Source organism: Lysobacter soli, from assembly GCF_003382285.1.
GTDB classification, from domain to species: Bacteria; Pseudomonadota; Gammaproteobacteria; order Xanthomonadales; family Xanthomonadaceae; genus Lysobacter_J; species Lysobacter_J soli.
The window spans coordinates 19,495-35,804 of the sequence record NZ_QTJR01000002.1 but is presented as its reverse complement, the minus strand read 5'-3'; the positions used below and the strand labels follow the sequence as shown (position 1 = coordinate 35,804).

Sequence of the window (16,310 nt, the reverse complement as noted above, 5' to 3'; positions counted from 1 at the left end):
GAAGCGGCCGCGTGGCGCCGTCATCCACGCTGCTACCAGCGCAGCATCGGAAGTGGGCTGAACGGATGGGTGAGCATCCGCTTCAGCGACAGCTTCAGCAGCAGGCGATGGAAGCCGAAGCCCGGGAACATGTCCATGACGGACGCGACGACGCGGCGCTTCAGGCCGAACCGCAGATGGCCGCGGGATACGTCCACCCAGTCGGCGCGGCGGAAGGTCTCCACGCTGGCGCGCTCGCGCGGATCGCACGGCGTCAGCTTGTGGTGGTGATCGATCATGGCCGAGATCTCGCCGGACCACTCCGTGCGCCCGATGTCCTCGAGGTACGCGTTCGCCATCGCGATCGACGGCGCCAGGTAATCGAACGTGCCGGCCGACCAGATGCCGAGGTCGTGGTACGCCGCGGCGATGGACAGCTTCTCCAGGTCGATGTCCTCGCCGCCGAGCAGGCAATGGAAGTTGACCACCCGGTACGCGTGGTTGCGGTACGCGTTGAACGCTGCGCCCAGCGGGTCGGCGTGCCGGTCGAGCAATGCATCCAGGCAGGGAATATTGACGAGCATCGTGGCCACTCCCGGTCCTTGCCCGCGAGAGGCCAATGTAGAAGCCGGCCGACGCCCTGCAATCCACCATCCTTGCCCTGGCGACCTCCCCCATCCGGGTGAATGACGGACGCGATCCGCTGTCGCGCCGGCCGTCGCCGCGGAGGTACTCTTTCACCCACGAGCGGACTCGACCGTTCGACCACGTCCCCCAGCGTGAGCGCCATGCCGATACGCGTGCTGACCATCGACGACCATCCCGTGCTGCGCGAAGGCATCGCGGCGATGCTGTCGAACGAATCCGACATCGAAGTGGTGGGCGGCGAATCGAACGCCGAGGCCGGGCTGGACGCGTTCCGCCGCCTTCTGCCCGACATCACGCTGATGGACCTGCAGATGCCCGGCATGGGCGGCCTGGAAGGCGTGCGCACCCTGCGCGGTGAGTACACGGCAGCGCGCGTGGTCATCCTGACGACCTTCCGCGGCGATGCGAACGCGCGCGATTCGATGGCGGCCGGCGCGGCCGGCTACCTGCTCAAGAGCGCGCTACGCGACGAGCTGCTCGACTGCATCCGCAAGGTGCATGCAGGCGGGCGGTACGTGTCGGCGGAAGTGTGCGCGGACGTCGCGACGCACCTGGGCAACGAACTGCTGACGCCGCGCGAACTGCGCATCCTCCAGCTCCTGTCGGAAGGCAAGGAGAACAAGCGCGTCGCCAGCGACCTCGGCATCTCCATCGAAACGGTCAAATCGCACGTGTCGCGGATCTTCGAGAAGCTCGGATGCCACAACCGCACCGAGGCCATCCGCATCGGCATCCGGCGCGGCATCCTGCGCCAGATGACGCAGTAAAGCCGCATACCTCCGGGCTCACACGGCCCAGCACGCGCAGCCGAGCGCACCCCAGAAGCCCTTGAGGTCGCCGGTGGGCGCGTTCGCGGCCCACGCCTTCGCGTGTGCGTGTCCATGCACGTTGCAGGCGTGGGCGCATCCGCAGCCGGCGGTCTGCACGAGCGCATCGCGCGCCGGGACGTCGGCCGATCGGGCGTAGCCGTCCTGCGTGCGCACCGGCGACCAGTCCGGCATGGCGGGCGGAATCGGGGGATCGTGCGACGCGAAGTCGCCGGCGGCGTACACGATGCGACCGCCGACCACCGTCATCAGCGACGCGATGTGCGCGATGTCGTCATCCGCACAGCCGAAGTAGTCGCACGACGGCACCACCAGGTCGGCGAGCTGGCCTTCGCTGATCGTTCCCTTGTTCCCTTCCTCGTTGGAGAACCACGCGACGCGCTCGGTCCACATGCGCAGGGCCGACTCGCGATCCAGCCGGTTTTCCGGCGGATACAGCGACATGCCGCCGACGGTGCGCCCCGTGACCAGCCATGACAGCGACACCCACGGGTTGTACGACGCGACGCGCGTGGCGTCCGTGCCCGCCGAGACGCGTGTGCCCGATGCCATGATCTTCGCTACTGGCGGCGTCGCCGCGGCGGCCGCCTTGCCGTAACGCTCGACGAAATGCTCGCCCTGGTAGGCCATGCGGTGTTGCACGGCGATGCCGCCGCCGAGCGCCGCGACGCGATCGATCGAGCGATCCGAAATGGTTTCGGCGTGGTCGAAGAACCAGTGCAGTCCGTCGAACGGGATCTCCCGGTTCACCTTCTCGAACACGTCCAGCGCGCGGCCGATCGTCTCGTCGTACGTGGCATGCATGCGCCATGGCCAGCGGTTCTGCGCGAGGATGCGCACGACCGCTTCGAGATCCCCTTCCATGTTCGGCGGCATGTCCGGACGCGGCTGGCGGAAATCCTCGAAGTCGGCCGCGGAGAACACCAGCATCTCGCCCGCGCCGTTGTGGCGGAAGTAGTCGTTGCCCTGGCGGTACGTCGACGTGCGCGTCCAGTTGAGGAAGTCCTCTTTTTCCTCTTTCGGCTTCTGCGTGAAGAGGTTGTACGCGAGCCGCACCGTGAGCTGGTCTTCGTCGGCCAGGCGCCGGATCACTTCGTAGTCTTCCGGGTACTTCTGGAAGCCGCCGCCGGCATCGATGACGCTGGTGACGCCGAGGCGGTTGAGCTCGCGCATGAAGTGGCGCGTAGAGTTGAGCTGGTAGTTGAATGGCAGCTTCGGCCCTTTCGCCAGCGTCGCGTACAGGATGCTGGCGTTGGGCCGCGCGAGCAGCAGGCCGGTCGGATTGCCGCTGGCGTCGCGCGCGATCTCGCCGCCCGGCGGATTGGGTGTGTCGCGTCCGTAGCCCACCGCACGCAGCGCCGCGGCGTTGAGCAGCGCGCGGTCGTACAGGTGCAGGATGAACACCGGCGTGTCGGGCGCGACGGCGTTGAGTTCATCCAGCGTCGGCAACCGCTTCTCGGCGAACTGGTGGTCGCTGAAGCCGCCGACCACGCGCACCCATTGCGGCGGCGGCGTGACCGCCACCTGGCGTTTCAGCATCGCCATCGCATCGGCCAGGCTGCGCACGCCGTCCCAGCGCAGCTCCATGTTGTAGTTCAGGCCGCCGCGGATCACGTGCGTGTGGTTGTCGCACAGGCCCGGAAGCACGCTGCGGCCCTGCAGGTCGATGACCTTCGTCGCCGGTCCGGCGAGCGCCAGCACTCCGCGATCGTCGCCCACGCGCAGGAAGCGGCCGTCGCGGATCGCCACCGCCGCAGCGCGGGGGCGCGTGCGGTCGAGCGTGGTCATGCGTGCGCCGTGCAGGATCAGGTCTGGCATCGTCGAAGTGCCCATCGCGGGAAGGACCGCCACCGACGTGGCGCCGACGGCCGCGCCGAGGAAGGCGCGCCGCCCCGCGTCCACGCCAGGGCAATCGGATGTCATGAGCGCGCGTCCGGATCGTCCGGCGCGGCGGGCGTGCGGCGGCACTGCGGCAGGTCGCCGAACACGTGCGGCCTGACCTGCTCGTCCATCCACGCCGCCGCGCGCGCGTCCTTGTGAAGGTAGTGCTTCAGCAGCGGCGGAACCTGCTCGCCCAGCAGGATGCCGAGCAGCCCGACCAGCGCGATCACCGGCGGTGCGGGCGAGCGGACGTTGAGCAACGCGTACACGATGCCGACGAGCAGGCCGGCACCGAGCGACAACACATACGGTTTCATCGTGCTTCTCCCGATGGAAGCGCGGCGGTGCGACCCGGGGGAGGTGGTGGCCGCACCGCCGCGCTCAGTGCCCGCCTTCCTGCGCGCCGAACATGGCCTTCGCGTACTGGATGCCGATGCCGTAGCCACCGGCGAGTTCGCGCGCGATGCCGGTCGTCAGCCCGTACGTCTCGCCGCGCGCCCAGTCGCGTTGCAGTTCGAGCATGTACTGCAGGCTCGTCATCGGCACCGCGCCGGCCTGCACCATGCGGGTGACGGCGCGCTCGTGCGCTTCGTCGGACACATCGCCGCAGGCGTCGGTGACGACGTACGTCTGGAAGCCCTGTTCGATCGCCGACAGCACCGGGCCGACGATGCACACGCTCGTCCACAGCCCGGCGAACACCAGCCGGTCCTTGCCGATTTCGTTGATGCGCTGGACGACGGGAACGTCTTCCCACGCGTTCATCGTGGTGCGGTCGTACACGGCGCCCTTCGCGAAGGTGTCGCCGATCTCCGGGAACAGCGGGCCGGAAAAGCTCTTTTCGGCGACGGTGGTGACGATGGTCGATACGCCGAAACCGACGGCCGCGCGCGACAGCAGGGCGGCATTGGTGCGCAGCGATCCGACATCGATCGAACGCACCGCGAAGGCCATCTGCGACTGGTGGTCGATCAGCACCAGCGTGTGATCCGTTGGGGTCAGCAACGTCGAACTCGGACCGGGGGAAGCCTTGGGCATGGGAGCGCTCCGACGGGGATGGCACGCGGACTCGCGTGCTGCGTCCAGACTGGCTTCGCGCACTCGCCGCGCAAACCGCCAGCGGTAGGAATCGCGACTCCCCAGAACGGGGGATGCCGTGGCGATCACGCCATCGCGCGATCCGCACTCCCCCGAACAGGGGGGGCGGCCTCACCCCTCATGCGGGTACGCCGCGGGGCGACCGGCTTCCTATCGTGGACATGCCGGGCGCGCGCCACGCCGCCGCGCCGGCCTTCCTCCGTGGCACCCAGGTGCCGAGCACAGATCCGGCCAAGACCATGCCAAACGACGATCGCGCCACCCCCATCGACGAAGGCCGCCGCACGGTGCTGATCGGCGGCACCGCCCTGGCCGCCGCCTCGCTGCTTCCCCTCGTCGGCTGCTCGTCCTCCGAGCCGCCGCCGGCGACGCAGGCCGCCGCCACCCCCACTCCCCCTGACGCAGGAATCGCAAAGACCATGAGCACCATCACCACCAAAGACGGCGTCGAGATCTACTACAAGGACTGGGGCACCGGCCCGGCGGTCGTCTTCAGCCACGGCTGGCCGCTCAACGCCGACAGCTGGGAATCGCAGATGTTCCATCTCGCCTCCAACGGCTTCCGCTGCATCGCGCACGATCGCCGCGGGCACGGACGTTCGAGCCAGCCGTGGGATGGCAACGACATGGACCACTACGCCGACGACTTGGCGCAGCTGCTCGACAAGCTCGACGTGAAGGGCGCGATGCTGGTCGGCTTCTCCACCGGCGGTGGCGAGGTCGCGCGCTACGTCGGTCGCCATGGCACCAAGCGGGTGAAGAAGGTCGCGCTGGTGTCGGCCGTGCCGCCGATCATGGTGAAGACCGACAGCAATCCCGGCGGCCTTCCGCTCTCGGTGTTCGATGGCATCCGCCAGGGCTTGGTGGCGAACCGCGCGCAGTTGTTCCTCGACATCCCGTCCGGCCCGTTCTTCGGCTACAACCGCCCGGGTGCGAAGCCCTCGCCGGGCGTGATCAACGCGTGGTGGATGCAGGGCATGCTCGGCGGCCATAAGAACACCTACGACAGCATCAAGGCGTTCTCCGAGACCGACTTCACCGAAGACCTCAAGCGCTTCGACGTGCCCACGCTGATCATCCACGGCGACGACGACCAGATCGTGCCGATCGATGCCGCCGGCCGCGCGTCGGCGAAGCTGGTCAAGGACAGCAAGCTGATCGTCTACGAAGGCGCGCCGCACGGCATCACTGACACGCACAAGGACCGCCTCAACGCGGACCTGCTGGCCTTCGCCAAGTCCTGACGCCGCACCGCCGCCGCGAACGTCCGCCGGCGCGAACGCTGGAGTGCTCGCCATGCTCAACATCTCGCCGTTCGGAATGTTCCACACCGCCATCGCACTGGTGGCGGTGTTCTTCGGGATCCGGTCGCTCGTGCGTTACGGCGAGATCGGGACGCGCACGCGTTCGGGCGCGTTGTATGTGTGGCTGACGGCAGCCACCGCGTTCACCGGGCTTTTCATCTTCCGCCATGGCGGGTTCGGCGCGCCGCACATGCTCGCGATCGCGACGCTGGTGGTGCTCGCGGCCGCGGCCATGGCGGAGCGCGCCGGCGGATCGGGCCTCGCGCGATACATCACGGTGCTGGGCAACTCGCTGACGCTGTTCTTCCATCTGATTCCCGGATTGACCGAGACCGGCACGCGCATTCCGATCGGCGATCCGGCCTTCACGGGTCCGGAAGATCCCGTGCTCAAGGCGATCGTAGGCGCCGGTTTCCTCGTCTATCTCGCCGGCGCCGCGGTGCAGGCGATGCGCATACGGCGTGGGCTCCGGACGGCCGCGGCGGCGTGATGCGTCGCGAAACACCAGACTCGACTTCGGACAGAGGTGCGTGGAGATGAAGACCACGCTTTGCGTGATCGCGTTGACGCTGGTGTGCCCGCTTGCGGCAGCGCAATCGGCGGGCGCGCCGATGCGCATCGAAACGCGCCCGTTCGCGACGTTGCCGGACGACTTCCGCCATCCGGAAAGCCTCGCGACCCATCCCGCCACCGGCGAGGTATACGTCGGTTCCTTCGACAGCCGCGAACCCGCGACGGCCCGCCGGAACCAGGTCGTTCGCCTGTCGCCGACGGGAAAGCTGCTCGCCCGCGTGGACCTCGGGCCGACGCCGATCACCGGCCTGGCGTATGCCGACGGCGCGCTCTACTTCCTCAACTTCGGCGCATCGAAACTGCAGCGCCTGCCCGCGAAGTTCGCGACCGGCCAATCCCCCGAGGACATCGCGAGCTTCGCGGCGCTGACGCCGCCCGCGCCTGGCGATCGCCTCATCGCCAACCCCGATGGCAGCCAGGACCGGATCGTCTTCGGTTCGGCGGGCTTCCCCGCGATCAACGGACTGGCGTTCAACGCCGCAGGCGATGCGTACGTCTCCGATTCGTTCCAGGGCGCGATCTACCGCATCCAGGATGCGACCACCTGCCGGCCGTGCAAGGTCGACGTGCTGGTGCGCGATCCGTGCTCGCCACGACAGGCGCCCTGCCGTTCGGCGCGAACGGCATCGCGATCGACGAAGCCGCCGGCCTGCTCTACGTCAACAACGCCGGCGACGGCCGCGTGCTGCGCATGCCGCTGGCCGGCGGCAAGCTCGATGTGCTCGCCGACGGCGTCTACGGCGCCGACGGGCTGCTGCTGCACGACGGGCTGCTCTGGGTCGCCTCGAACCAGATCGACGCGGTGGTCGCGCTGGATGCCAACGGGCTCGTTCGGGCCCGCGCGGGCCACTTCGACGACATCGGCAACGATGGCGCGCCGCTGGGCCTGCTCTTCCCGGCTGCCACCGCGGTGCAGGGCAAGCGGATGCTCGTGGCGAACCTCGCGCTTCCGCTCACGCCGCGCGAGGGCGACGAGTGGGAAGAGAAGGTCACGCGGTGGAACCTGGTGCAGTTCGATATCCCGGAAGTCGATCCACGTTGAGCCAACGCGCGCGAGCGCATCCACGAGGGGATTCCATGCGCAGGCTGCCGTTGCTGTTTCTCCTGGTCGTCGGCGCGTTCTTCCCGGCGCACGCAATCGCTGCCGACGGCGCCGCCGCGGCCGAAACGCGCACGGTGCAGGTCGGTTCCGATCGCATCGCGTATCGCAAGCTCGGAAGCGGCTCGCCGCTCGTGCTGGTGAACCGCTTCCGCGGCACGCTGGATACCTGGGATCCAGCGTTCGTCGATGCACTTGCGCGACAACACACGGTGATCCTGTTCGAACTGCCCGGCATCGGGTATTCGCAGGGCGCGCAGCCGCAGACGATGGAACAGGCGGTGGCCTCGCTGGACGGCTTCGTCGATGCGCTGGGTTTGCGGAAGTTCGACCTGCTGGGATGGTCGTGGGGCGGATTGCTGGCGCAGGCGTACCTGATCGACAAACCGGGCCGCGTCGACCACGCCGTGCTGCTGGCGACGAATCCACCGGGGAAGAACGAGATCCCGTTGCAGCCGGCATTCCTGGAACGCGCGCTCAAACCGGTCAACGACCTGGCCGATGAAGAAGTCCTGTTCTTCGAGCCGGCCTCCTCGCTGAGCCGCGATCGCGCCCGCACATCGCACGAACGCATCCGCGTGCGGCCCGACATCGATGCGCACATCCCGTCGCAGCAGGCGCAGTTCGAGCGCTATTTCCAGGTCGCCGGCGAGTTCCACGAAGACGCGGCCGGACGCAGGCAGAAGCTCGCGCAGCTCGACCTGCCGATCCTCGTCATCGCCGGCGACCACGACACCAGCACCGCCGGCCAGAACTGGTTCCCGCTGATCGGCAAGATGCAGGACGCCCGGTTCGTCTTCTACTCGCGCACCGGCCACGCGCCGCACCATCAGTATCCCGACGAAGTCTCCGGTCTCGTGGTGGATTTCCTTGGCCGCGCCGGCGCTCGCTGAAGGCTCTGGCCCGCAATCTCCCGATGTGCGCGCAAGCGCGCACATGCAGCGCCTGACCATGCGCCCTGGCTGACAGGGCCACTCGCGCGATCAGCGCCCGGCACGCATCCGCACTCCGAGACATCCGCCATCGGCGGATCGCTGACCCGTGCCTGACGGGTTTGTATCGAAACGTATCCGCCCTGCCCGACGACACGTTTTGCGTCGGGGCGTCGGCGTGCGCGACACAAGCCTGATACCGGGCGTGGCTGAAATGCGCACCAACGCCGATGGCCTCCCTTGCAGGAACGACGATGTCCACCTCCCTCTCCCGCCGTGCCGCCCCGCCCTTCTTCTCCCGCGTGGATGGCGTCGGGCAATGGCTTTCTCCGCTGGGCCTGCGCGTGCTGCTGGCCTGGGAGTTCTTCGAGGCCGGCCTGGAAAAGCTGCACGGCGCCAACTGGTTCGCCGACCTCGGGGACAAGTTTCCGCTGCCGTTCTCGCTGCTCAGCGCGAACGTCAACTGGAACGCGGCCATGTGGCTGGAACTGGCCGGCGGCATCGCGCTGCTGCTCGGACTGGGCACGCGTTACGTCGCCGCTGCGCTGTTCGTGCTGACCGTCGTGGCGACCTACGCCGTTCACTGGCCGTCCGACTGGTCGAGCGTCGGCGAGCTGCTGCAGGGCTATGCGATCACCAACGACGGGTTCGGCAACTACAAGCTCCCGCTGATCTACCTGGTGATGCTCGTTCCGCTGATGCTCAACGGCGGTGGCCGCCTGAGTGTGGACCGGCTGATCGCCTGGTGGAGCTCGCTGGCCTCGCCGACGAACGCCGACGCCACCGCCTGGGGCGCCGTCCTGCTCGGCATCGGCGCAGCGGTGTCGCTCCTGTTGCCTGTCGCCGGTGGCGCGCTGGCCCTCGTCGGCGCGGGACTGCTCGCCTGGAACCGCGCTCGCGGCGACTCCGGACGCGAACTCGTCAACGCCTGATCCGCACACCTGCATTTCCTCGCGCCGCCTATGCGGCGCTCCATCCCTCACGGCACACGCCGTGTATCTCCACGGAGTATTCGCAATGTCCACCTCCAACACCCGCAACACCGTCGGCCTGCTCGGTCTCGCCCTCGCCGGCCTGTCCCTCAGCACGTCCGCGTTCGCCATCGAACCGCTCAGCCAGGGCTACATGCTCGCCGCCAGCAAGGCCGCGGGCGAAGGCAAGTGCGGTGAGGGCAAGTGCGGCGCCAACGGCGCCAAGCCGGCCAAGGCCGCCACCGCATCGAAGGCCGCCGAAGGCAAGTGCGGTGAAGGCAAGTGCGGTGCCGATGGCGCCAAGCCGGCCAAGGCCGCCACCGCATCGAAGACGGCCGAAGGCAAGTGCGGTGAAGGCAAGTGTGGCGACGCCTCGTTCGCCAGGACTGACAGCGACGACGACGGCTTCGTGTCGAAGGCCGAGTTCATCGCCGTGGCGCCGACGCGCGCCGCCGACTTCGCGAAGCTCGACGTGTCCGGCGACGGCAAGGCCTCGGAAAAGGAAGCCTACGACTTCCTCAAGGCCACCTACGAGGCCAACGGCAAGCCGATGCCGGCCGGCCTGTTCTCGCACTTCGGCAAGTGATCGCACGACACGTCGTGTGACGCCCGGCGCTCCCTCGTCCCCTCCCCGCGAGGGAGCGTCTTCTACGTTCGGAAACGACCATGCGCACCCTCGAATCGCAAGCCTCCGCCGGCCTCGGGCTGCGTCGCGGCCTCATGCCGGAACTGCTGGCGATGGACGATGGCGCCGTGGATTTCCTCGAACTCGCGCCGGACAACTGGATCGGCGTGGGCGGCCGGTTCGGCGAACAGCTGGGCCAGATCGCGACGCGATTCCCGATCAGCGCGCACGGTCTGTCGTTGTCGCTCGGCGGCGTCGCGCCGCTGGACATGGAGCTGCTGCGTCGCACGCGCGAGTTCAACCAGCGCCTTGGCGTCGTGATGTACAGCGAGCACCTGAGCTACACCACCGACGACGGCCAGCTGTACGACCTCATGCCGATTCCGTTCACCGACGAAGCCGTCGCGCACGTCGCGGCGCGCATTCGACAGGTGCAGGACGTGCTGGAGCGACGCATCGCGGTGGAAAACGTCAGCTACTACGCCGCGCCCTACCAGGCGCTGGCGGAGATCGATTTCATCAACGCCGTGCTGGCCGAGGCCGATTGCGACCTGCTGCTCGACGTCAACAACCTGTACGTCAACGCGATCAACCATGGCTACGACGCGGCGGATTTCCTCGCGCGCCTGCCGGCCGAACGCGTCGCGCAGTACCACATCGCCGGCCATTACGACGAAGACATCGACCTGAAGGTCGACACGCACGGCGCACCGGTGAAGGACGACGTGTGGACGTTGCTCGACGCCGCGTATCGCCGCTTCGGCGTGCGGCCGACGCTGCTGGAACGCGACTTCAACTTCCCGCCGCTGCACGAGCTGTTGCTCGAAACCAACCGCATCCGGGCGATGCAGCTGGCGCATCTCGACCGTCAGCGTCTGCTGAAGCAAACCCGTGCTGCCTGAGACCACGCTACGCGAGCAGCAATTCGCGCTGGCGCGCCATATCCGCGATCCCGAAGGCAACCGTCCGCCGCCGGGCGTGCAGGATCGTCGCCTGAAGGTGTATCGCGAGCTCTTCTTCCACTCGATCGAAGGCCTGCTGGCGGGCGGCTTCCCGGTCATCCGGGAAACGCTGGGGACGACCATCTGGCTGGAACTGGTGCGTGCCTTCTACGCGGGCCATCGCAGCCGCACGCCGTTGTTCACGCAGATCGCCGGCGAGTTCGTCACGTACCTCGAAGGCCGCGCGGATGATGCCGCGATCCCGCCGTGGCTGCCGGAACTGGCGCACTACGAATGGGTGGAACAGGCGTTGTTCGTGAGCGATGCGTCGCTGCCGGCGCACGATCCGGACGGCGATCTGCTCGATGGCGTGCCCGTGTTGTCGCCGCTTGCCATGCCGCTGATCTATCGATGGCCGGTCGCCGACATCGGTCCGCAGCATCGTCCCGACGCCGCGCCGGATACGCCGACGACATTGCTCGTGCATCGCGATGCGGAGCACCAGGTGCAATTCACGCGCATCTCGCCGCTCGTCTACAGCCTCCTGGAGTCGCTGGCGAAACACGCATGGACCGGACGCGCGCATCTGACGGCGCTGGCCTCGCGTGTCGGCGCCGAGCCGGCCGCGCTGGAGGCGGATGGCCTGCGCATGTTGCGCGACCTTCGCGAGCGCGGCGTCGTGCCTGGAACCCGCATCGGCCGGACGAACGGCAGCAGCAACGCGCCCTAGACCGCTGCCCGCCGCGCATTGCGGCGAAGCTGCGTGTGGCACTCGTCGATGATGGCGCGGATGTCGAACGCCTGCGTCCCGGCATGTCGGCGACGGTGCGCGTGCGATGACAACACGTCGCGATTGCGCTGTGCTTTCGCGCTGCAACCCCCTCTCCGAAAGTCGCTTCGCGTACGTGGTTTCCGTGCACGCCGATGACGACGCGAATGCAAGCGAACGCAGCTTGTAAGTGCGCGCAAGCGACGACAACAGTTGTTCACGCGACAGACTTCTCCTTCACTTCCTGCTACCTAGCATCCGCTCGAACCGCACGAAAGTTCGCGTTTGCAGCAAGGAGCAGTCAGTGGAGACATCTTCGACGGCGGACTCATGGGTGCAGCGTTCGCTCACCATCCGCGCAACACCCGAACAGTTGCTGGAGCGCTGGAGCGATCCGGAAGTCCAACGCGCCGTGCTGCACGATCGCGCCACGCTCGTGTCGGGCGACCGTCAACAGATGGTCTGGTCGGTACGCACGCATGGCGATCGACATGTCGACGTCCGATCGCGACAGGTCGAGTGGAACGAAGGCCGCAGCGTCCGCTACCTGAGCGAAGGCGACCGCGACCTGCGCGTGGAGAGCAAACTCACCGTGACGCCGGGACCTGCGGATTGGGGCACGCAGGCGAGCCTTCGCGTTGGCTACTCGCTGCCCGGCGGCGTGGTGGCCGAAACGCTGGCCAAATGGCTGGGCTCGGCGCCCGAGCTGCTCGTGAGCACGGTGCTGCATCGCTTCAAGGCACTGCTCGAAACCGGTGAATTCCCGACGCTGGAGCGCAACCCTTCGGCCCGCGACAACGACGACAACCCCTGAGGCAACGCCATGCGCGCACTGTGCTGGAACGGAGTCAACGACCTGCGGGTGGAAACCGTGCCGGATCCGGTGCTGGTGAATCCACGCGACGCGATCCTCAAGGTGAGGCTCACCACGACCTGCGGCTCGGACCTGCACTTCATCGACGGCTACCTGCCGACGATGCGGGAAGGCGACATCATCGGCCATGAGTTCATGGGCGAAGTGGTCGAGGTCGGTCCCGAGGTGCGACGCGTGAAGCGCGGCCAGCGCGTGGTCGTGCCTTCCTTCATTTCCTGCGGCAGCTGCTGGTTCTGCGACCGCAAGGAGTTCTCGCTCTGTGACAACACCAACCCGCACTGGGCGATGCAGGAACCGCTACTCGGCCACGCGACGGCGGGCATCTACGGCTACACGCACGCCTTCGGCGGCTATGCGGGTTCGCACGCGACGTTCATCCGCGTGCCGCATGCAGATATCGGCTGTTTCGAGGTGCCCGAACAGGTGAGCGACGACGACGCGCTGTTCCTGTCCGACGCAGGCCCGACCGGCTTCATGGGCGCGGACTTCTGCGACATCTCGCCGGGCGACACCGTGGCGGTCTGGGGCTGCGGCGGCGTGGGCCTGATGGCGCAGCAGAGCGCGCGCGTCCTCGGCGCCGGGCGCGTGATCGGCATCGATCGCCTGCCCGAACGCCTGGCGATGGCGCGCGACATCGTGGGTTCGGAAATCATCGATTACAGCGCGGTGGACAGTGTTCCCGACACGCTGCGCGAGATGACCGGCGGTCGTGGCCCGGATGCGTGCATCGACGCGGTCGGGATGGAAGCGCATGGCGAGGGCCTGCTGCATGCGATGGATCGCGCGAAGCAGGCGCTGCATCTGGCCAGCGATCGCGGCCAGGCGCTGCGCGAGGCGATCCACGCCTGCCGCAAGGGCGGCGTGCTCTCGATCCTCGGCGTGTACGGTCTGATGGACAAGTTTCCGGTGGGCGTCATCATGAACAAGGGACTCACCGTGCGCACGGCGCAGCAGCACGGCCAGCGATACGTTCCGCGCCTGCTCGAACTCGCGGCCAATGGCGAGCTGTCCACGCGCTTCCTGATGACGCACCGCATGCCGCTGGAGGAGTCCGTGCGCGGCTACGAGATGTTCAAGAAGAAGGAAGACGGCTGCGTGCGCGCGGCGTTCGTCCCGTGATTGGCGGAAAGCTTTGGAGCGCGCTCAGGCGGGCGACAGTCGCTTACGCGAGTCCGCCGCAAGCGCCTTGCGGATGCGCGAAATCAGTTCCGGCAAGCGGAAGGGCTTCGCGATCAGGTCGAACTCGGCGGCTTCCGGCGCCAGTTCACGGCCGGTGAAACCGCTCATCAGCAGGATGCGCATGTCGGGGTAATGCTCGCGCGCGTGTCGCGCGAGCGCGATGCCATCCATTTCGCCCGGCATGACGACGTCGCTCAGCATGATGTCGAAGGGACCTTCGTCTTCCAGTCTCGACAATGCCTGCCTGGCGTCGCTGGCGGTGGTCACGTCGAGGCCCTCGTTGCGCAGCATGTCGCGCACGATGAAGACGAGGTCCTCGCGGTCGTCCACCATCAGCAGGCGCAGCGGACGGCGCGCGTCCTCCACCGCGCCGGCTTCGCGTGCGCTGCCGGTCTCGGCATGCACGGCGGGAAGCAGCAGCGTCACGCGCGTTCCCTTGTCCGGTTCGCTCTCGATCGTCAGCGTTCCGCCGGACTGGCGCGCGAATCCATACGCGGTGGAAAGTCCCAGCCCGACGCCGCGCGATCCCTTCGTGCTGAAGAACGGATCGAGCGAGCGTTCCAGCGTGGCGGCGTCCATCCCGCGCCCGGTATCGGCCAGCTCGATGGAGAAGTACGCGCCCGGCTCGATCCGGTGCACCTGCGCCTGATTCGTCCCCACGTCGCGCCGGCCCGTCCGGATGAGGAGCCTGCGATCGGCGCGCCCTTCCATCGCTTCCTTGGCGTTGATCGCGATGTTGACCAGGCAGGTTTCGGCGAGCACGCGATCGATGCAGCAGCTGCCCACCGTCGCCGACAGGTCGAACTCGACGTGGACCTCCTCGCCCAGCGCGTTGGTCAGGATCTCCCGCAGCGATTCGACGACCTCGTTCACCTGCGCGGTGGCCGTGGCGCCTGGCTTGCCTTTCGCGAACGTCTGCAACTGGCGGGTGAGCGCTTCTACGCGGGCGATCGCGGCACGCCCGTTGTCGATGGGCGTCGCCATGCGACCGGCGAGACCGGCGTCGTGGTACTCGATCATGTCCAGCGTCGTGGTCATGACCTGGAGCATGTTGTTGAACTCGTGCGCGATGCCGCCGGTGAGCACGCCGAGCGCCTCCAGCCGCCTCACCTGTTGCAGGCCCTGTTCGAGGGTACGGCGCTGCGTCACGTCGCGCTGGTAGCCCAGCAGGTACTGCGGCTGCCCGTCCGCGCCGCTGATCGGGTGCACGTGCAGCAGGTTCCAGAACTCGGAGCCGTCCTTGCGGTAATTGACCAGCTCGATGACCGCCGTCCTGCCTTCGCGGATCGCCTCGCGCAGTTCGGCGATCGCGTCCGGCGCCGTGTTCGCGCCCTGCAGGAAGCGGCAGTTCCGGCCGACGACTTCGTCCAGCGCATAGCCTGTGAGGTCCAGGAACGCCTGGTTCGCGTACAGGATCCGCTGGTCGTCGTCCACGGAGGTAACGATGATGCCGATGCGGCTTTGCTCGACGATCTGGGTGAGCAATCCCCGATCCGAAGTGACGGATTCCATCATGACTCGTGCGTGTGGAGCGGCTGCCTCCCTGAGCGGCGCAGTGTCAGGACGGCAGGTGAAAGCCGCGCGATGATGCGTCCGAGGGGAATGCCGCCACGCCGGGTCGAGGAAGAGCCCGGCGCGGCAGCCGGCCCGCGCAGGGATGGGGCCGGACACCACGGTCGTGAGTGGTGCCGCATGCAGGGTCCGCGCTGCCGGGGCCGGGCGCCAGCGAAGGTACGGCAGGTGCGGCTACGTAGTTCTACTGGCGTCCGCCCAGTGCTGCGACGCAGGCGCGCAGGCTCGCCGATGCGGTTCCATCGTCGCGTTCCCGCTCGGAGCACGGAGATGCGATTCCTTCCCTTGGTGGCCGCGCTGTCGATGCCGGTCGTCGCGTTCCTCACGATGCGCGGCGCGTTCGGGCCCGATACGGGCACCGTGTCGGACCGCTACCCCACCCTCCTGGCCGCGGCCGGCTATGCGTTCGCGATCTGGGGCCTGATCTTCCTGCTCGACATCGCGTACGGCGGCTGGCAATTGACCCGCGACCGACGCCCGCGGCGCGAACGCATCGCGCCCTTCGCGACGGCCGGATTCGTGTTGACGGCCGCGTGGATGCCGGTGTTCTCGATGGGCTGGTTCGTGGCGGCATGGGCCATCATCGTCGCCGCGCTCGCCTGCCTGCTGTACTGCGCGATCGCGCTCTCGCAGGTGCGCCGCGCGTGGCCGGGCCAGGCGGTGTTCGCGTGGTTGCCGCTGTCGCTCCACGCGGGCTGGCTTTCGCTGGCGGCATTCCTCAACACCGCGCAGCTGATCGTCGCGCACGGCTGGCTTTCCACGGCCGTGCAGTTGCCGTGGAGCCTGGCGCTGCTGGGCGGGGCGGCGGCGCTGCTGTTGCTGGCCAACCTGGCGATGCGCGGCAACATCCCGTACGTGGCGGCGGCCGTGTGGGGACTGGTCGCGCTGTACGTGAAGCAGTCCGCCAGTCCGCTGGACGGTGCGCGCATCACGGCGATCGCGGCCCTCCTGCTCGCCCTGGTCCTGCTCGTTCAATGCACGTGGCTCCGGTGGACGCGCGATGTGCCGCCGCTGGGCGTGAAGGCGTGACGATGCAGC

17 protein-coding genes are annotated in these 16,310 nt (G+C 68.0%); 12 read left to right on the top strand and 5 right to left on the bottom strand.

Going from position 1 to position 16,310, the window contains the following annotated elements; genetic code table 11:
- Window positions 1-32 precede the first annotated feature (32 nt).
- Complete coding sequence (locus DX912_RS03440) at window positions 33-572, bottom strand: hypothetical protein (protein WP_220340755.1); 540 nt, start codon at window positions 570-572, stop codon at window positions 33-35.
- Window positions 573-767: 195 nt separating this feature from the next.
- On the opposite strand from DX912_RS03440, the gene DX912_RS03435 reads away from it, so the two are divergent.
- On the top strand, window positions 768-1,394 hold the full coding sequence (locus DX912_RS03435) for a response regulator (protein WP_115841087.1): 627 nt from the start codon (window positions 768-770) through the stop codon (window positions 1,392-1,394).
- Window positions 1,395-1,412: 18 nt separating this feature from the next.
- Here the strand turns inward: DX912_RS03435 and DX912_RS03430 are convergent, their stop codons facing one another.
- From DX912_RS03430 to DX912_RS03420, 3 genes are all read right to left on the bottom strand, one after another.
- The gene (locus DX912_RS03430; RefSeq protein WP_220340764.1) at window positions 1,413-3,272 is read right to left on the bottom strand and encodes an amidohydrolase; all 1,860 of its coding nucleotides are present in this window, start codon (window positions 3,270-3,272) and stop codon (window positions 1,413-1,415) included.
- A 101-nt stretch (window positions 3,273-3,373) separates the two neighbouring features.
- Window positions 3,374-3,652 (bottom strand): DUF1427 family protein, encoded by a 279-nt coding sequence (locus tag DX912_RS03425; RefSeq protein ID WP_115841086.1) that lies wholly within the window; start codon window positions 3,650-3,652, stop codon window positions 3,374-3,376.
- 64 nt (window positions 3,653-3,716) lie between these two features.
- Window positions 3,717-4,373, bottom strand: coding sequence for a hydrolase (locus tag DX912_RS03420; protein WP_115841085.1), 657 nt, complete (start codon window positions 4,371-4,373; stop codon window positions 3,717-3,719).
- Window positions 4,374-4,672: 299 nt separating this feature from the next.
- Between DX912_RS03420 and DX912_RS03415 the strand changes: the two genes are divergently transcribed.
- The 10 genes from DX912_RS03415 to DX912_RS03365 all read left to right on the top strand — a co-directional run bounded on the left by DX912_RS03415 (window position 4,673) and on the right by DX912_RS03365 (window position 13,640).
- The gene (locus DX912_RS03415) at window positions 4,673-5,677 is read left to right on the top strand and encodes an alpha/beta fold hydrolase (protein WP_115841470.1); all 1,005 of its coding nucleotides are present in this window, start codon (window positions 4,673-4,675) and stop codon (window positions 5,675-5,677) included.
- 52 nt (window positions 5,678-5,729) lie between these two features.
- Window positions 5,730-6,227, top strand: a complete 498-nt coding sequence (locus DX912_RS03410) for a hypothetical protein (RefSeq protein WP_115841084.1) — start codon at window positions 5,730-5,732, stop codon at window positions 6,225-6,227.
- 666 nt (window positions 6,228-6,893) lie between these two features.
- Window positions 6,894-7,352, top strand: a complete 459-nt coding sequence (locus DX912_RS03400) for a hypothetical protein (RefSeq protein ID WP_115841082.1) — start codon at window positions 6,894-6,896, stop codon at window positions 7,350-7,352.
- Between the two features lie 35 nt (window positions 7,353-7,387).
- Window positions 7,388-8,302: an alpha/beta fold hydrolase gene (locus DX912_RS03395; RefSeq protein ID WP_115841081.1), complete on the top strand. Its 915-nt coding sequence runs from the start codon at window positions 7,388-7,390 to the stop codon at window positions 8,300-8,302.
- Between the two features lie 293 nt (window positions 8,303-8,595).
- Window positions 8,596-9,273, top strand: a complete 678-nt coding sequence (locus DX912_RS03390) for an HvfX family Cu-binding RiPP maturation protein (RefSeq protein WP_115841080.1) — start codon at window positions 8,596-8,598, stop codon at window positions 9,271-9,273.
- An 85-nt stretch (window positions 9,274-9,358) separates the two neighbouring features.
- On the top strand, window positions 9,359-9,898 hold the full coding sequence (locus DX912_RS18550) for an HvfA family oxazolone/thioamide-modified RiPP metallophore (RefSeq protein ID WP_115841079.1): 540 nt from the start codon (window positions 9,359-9,361) through the stop codon (window positions 9,896-9,898).
- Between the two features lie 80 nt (window positions 9,899-9,978).
- Entirely contained in the window at window positions 9,979-10,839 is an 861-nt protein-coding gene (locus DX912_RS03380) for an HvfB family MNIO-type RiPP peptide maturase (protein WP_115841078.1), read from the top strand.
- Complete coding sequence (locus DX912_RS03375) at window positions 10,829-11,608, top strand: HvfC family RiPP maturation protein (protein ID WP_233433462.1); 780 nt, start codon at window positions 10,829-10,831, stop codon at window positions 11,606-11,608. The genes DX912_RS03380 and DX912_RS03375 overlap by 11 nt, the downstream gene beginning before the upstream one ends.
- 343 nt (window positions 11,609-11,951) lie before the next feature.
- A complete protein-coding gene (locus tag DX912_RS03370) occupies window positions 11,952-12,461 on the top strand; it encodes an SRPBCC family protein (RefSeq protein WP_181902691.1) in 510 nt (169 codons plus the stop codon).
- A 9-nt stretch (window positions 12,462-12,470) separates the two neighbouring features.
- On the top strand, window positions 12,471-13,640 hold the full coding sequence (locus DX912_RS03365; protein ID WP_115841076.1) for a zinc-dependent alcohol dehydrogenase: 1,170 nt from the start codon (window positions 12,471-12,473) through the stop codon (window positions 13,638-13,640).
- Window positions 13,641-13,664: 24 nt separating this feature from the next.
- Here the strand turns inward: DX912_RS03365 and DX912_RS03360 are convergent, their stop codons facing one another.
- The gene (locus tag DX912_RS03360) at window positions 13,665-15,185 is read right to left on the bottom strand and encodes a PAS domain-containing protein (protein ID WP_181902690.1); all 1,521 of its coding nucleotides are present in this window, start codon (window positions 15,183-15,185) and stop codon (window positions 13,665-13,667) included.
- A 357-nt stretch (window positions 15,186-15,542) separates the two neighbouring features.
- On the opposite strand from DX912_RS03360, the gene DX912_RS03355 reads away from it, so the two are divergent.
- On the top strand, window positions 15,543-16,301 hold the full coding sequence (locus DX912_RS03355; RefSeq protein ID WP_115841074.1) for a tryptophan-rich sensory protein: 759 nt from the start codon (window positions 15,543-15,545) through the stop codon (window positions 16,299-16,301).
- The last annotated feature ends 9 nt before the right edge of the window (window positions 16,302-16,310 follow it).

Coding starts and splice junctions, on each gene's coding strand:
- DX912_RS03425 (WP_115841086.1), bottom strand. CDS start 3,652: ATGAAACCGTATGTGTTGTCGCTCGGTGCCGGCCTGCTCGTCGGCATC.
- DX912_RS03390 (WP_115841080.1), top strand. CDS start 8,596: ATGTCCACCTCCCTCTCCCGCCGTGCCGCCCCGCCCTTCTTCTCCCGC.
- DX912_RS03355 (WP_115841074.1), top strand. CDS start 15,543: ATGCGATTCCTTCCCTTGGTGGCCGCGCTGTCGATGCCGGTCGTCGCG.
- DX912_RS03435 (WP_115841087.1), top strand. CDS start 768: ATGCCGATACGCGTGCTGACCATCGACGACCATCCCGTGCTGCGCGAA.
- DX912_RS03430 (WP_220340764.1), bottom strand. CDS start 3,272: ATGCCAGACCTGATCCTGCACGGCGCACGCATGACCACGCTCGACCGC.
- DX912_RS03395 (WP_115841081.1), top strand. CDS start 7,388: ATGCGCAGGCTGCCGTTGCTGTTTCTCCTGGTCGTCGGCGCGTTCTTC.
- DX912_RS03365 (WP_115841076.1), top strand. CDS start 12,471: ATGCGCGCACTGTGCTGGAACGGAGTCAACGACCTGCGGGTGGAAACC.
- DX912_RS03420 (WP_115841085.1), bottom strand. CDS start 4,373: ATGCCCAAGGCTTCCCCCGGTCCGAGTTCGACGTTGCTGACCCCAACG.
- DX912_RS18550 (WP_115841079.1), top strand. CDS start 9,359: ATGTCCACCTCCAACACCCGCAACACCGTCGGCCTGCTCGGTCTCGCC.
- DX912_RS03415 (WP_115841470.1), top strand. CDS start 4,673: ATGCCAAACGACGATCGCGCCACCCCCATCGACGAAGGCCGCCGCACG.
- DX912_RS03410 (WP_115841084.1), top strand. CDS start 5,730: ATGCTCAACATCTCGCCGTTCGGAATGTTCCACACCGCCATCGCACTG.
- DX912_RS03380 (WP_115841078.1), top strand. CDS start 9,979: ATGCGCACCCTCGAATCGCAAGCCTCCGCCGGCCTCGGGCTGCGTCGC.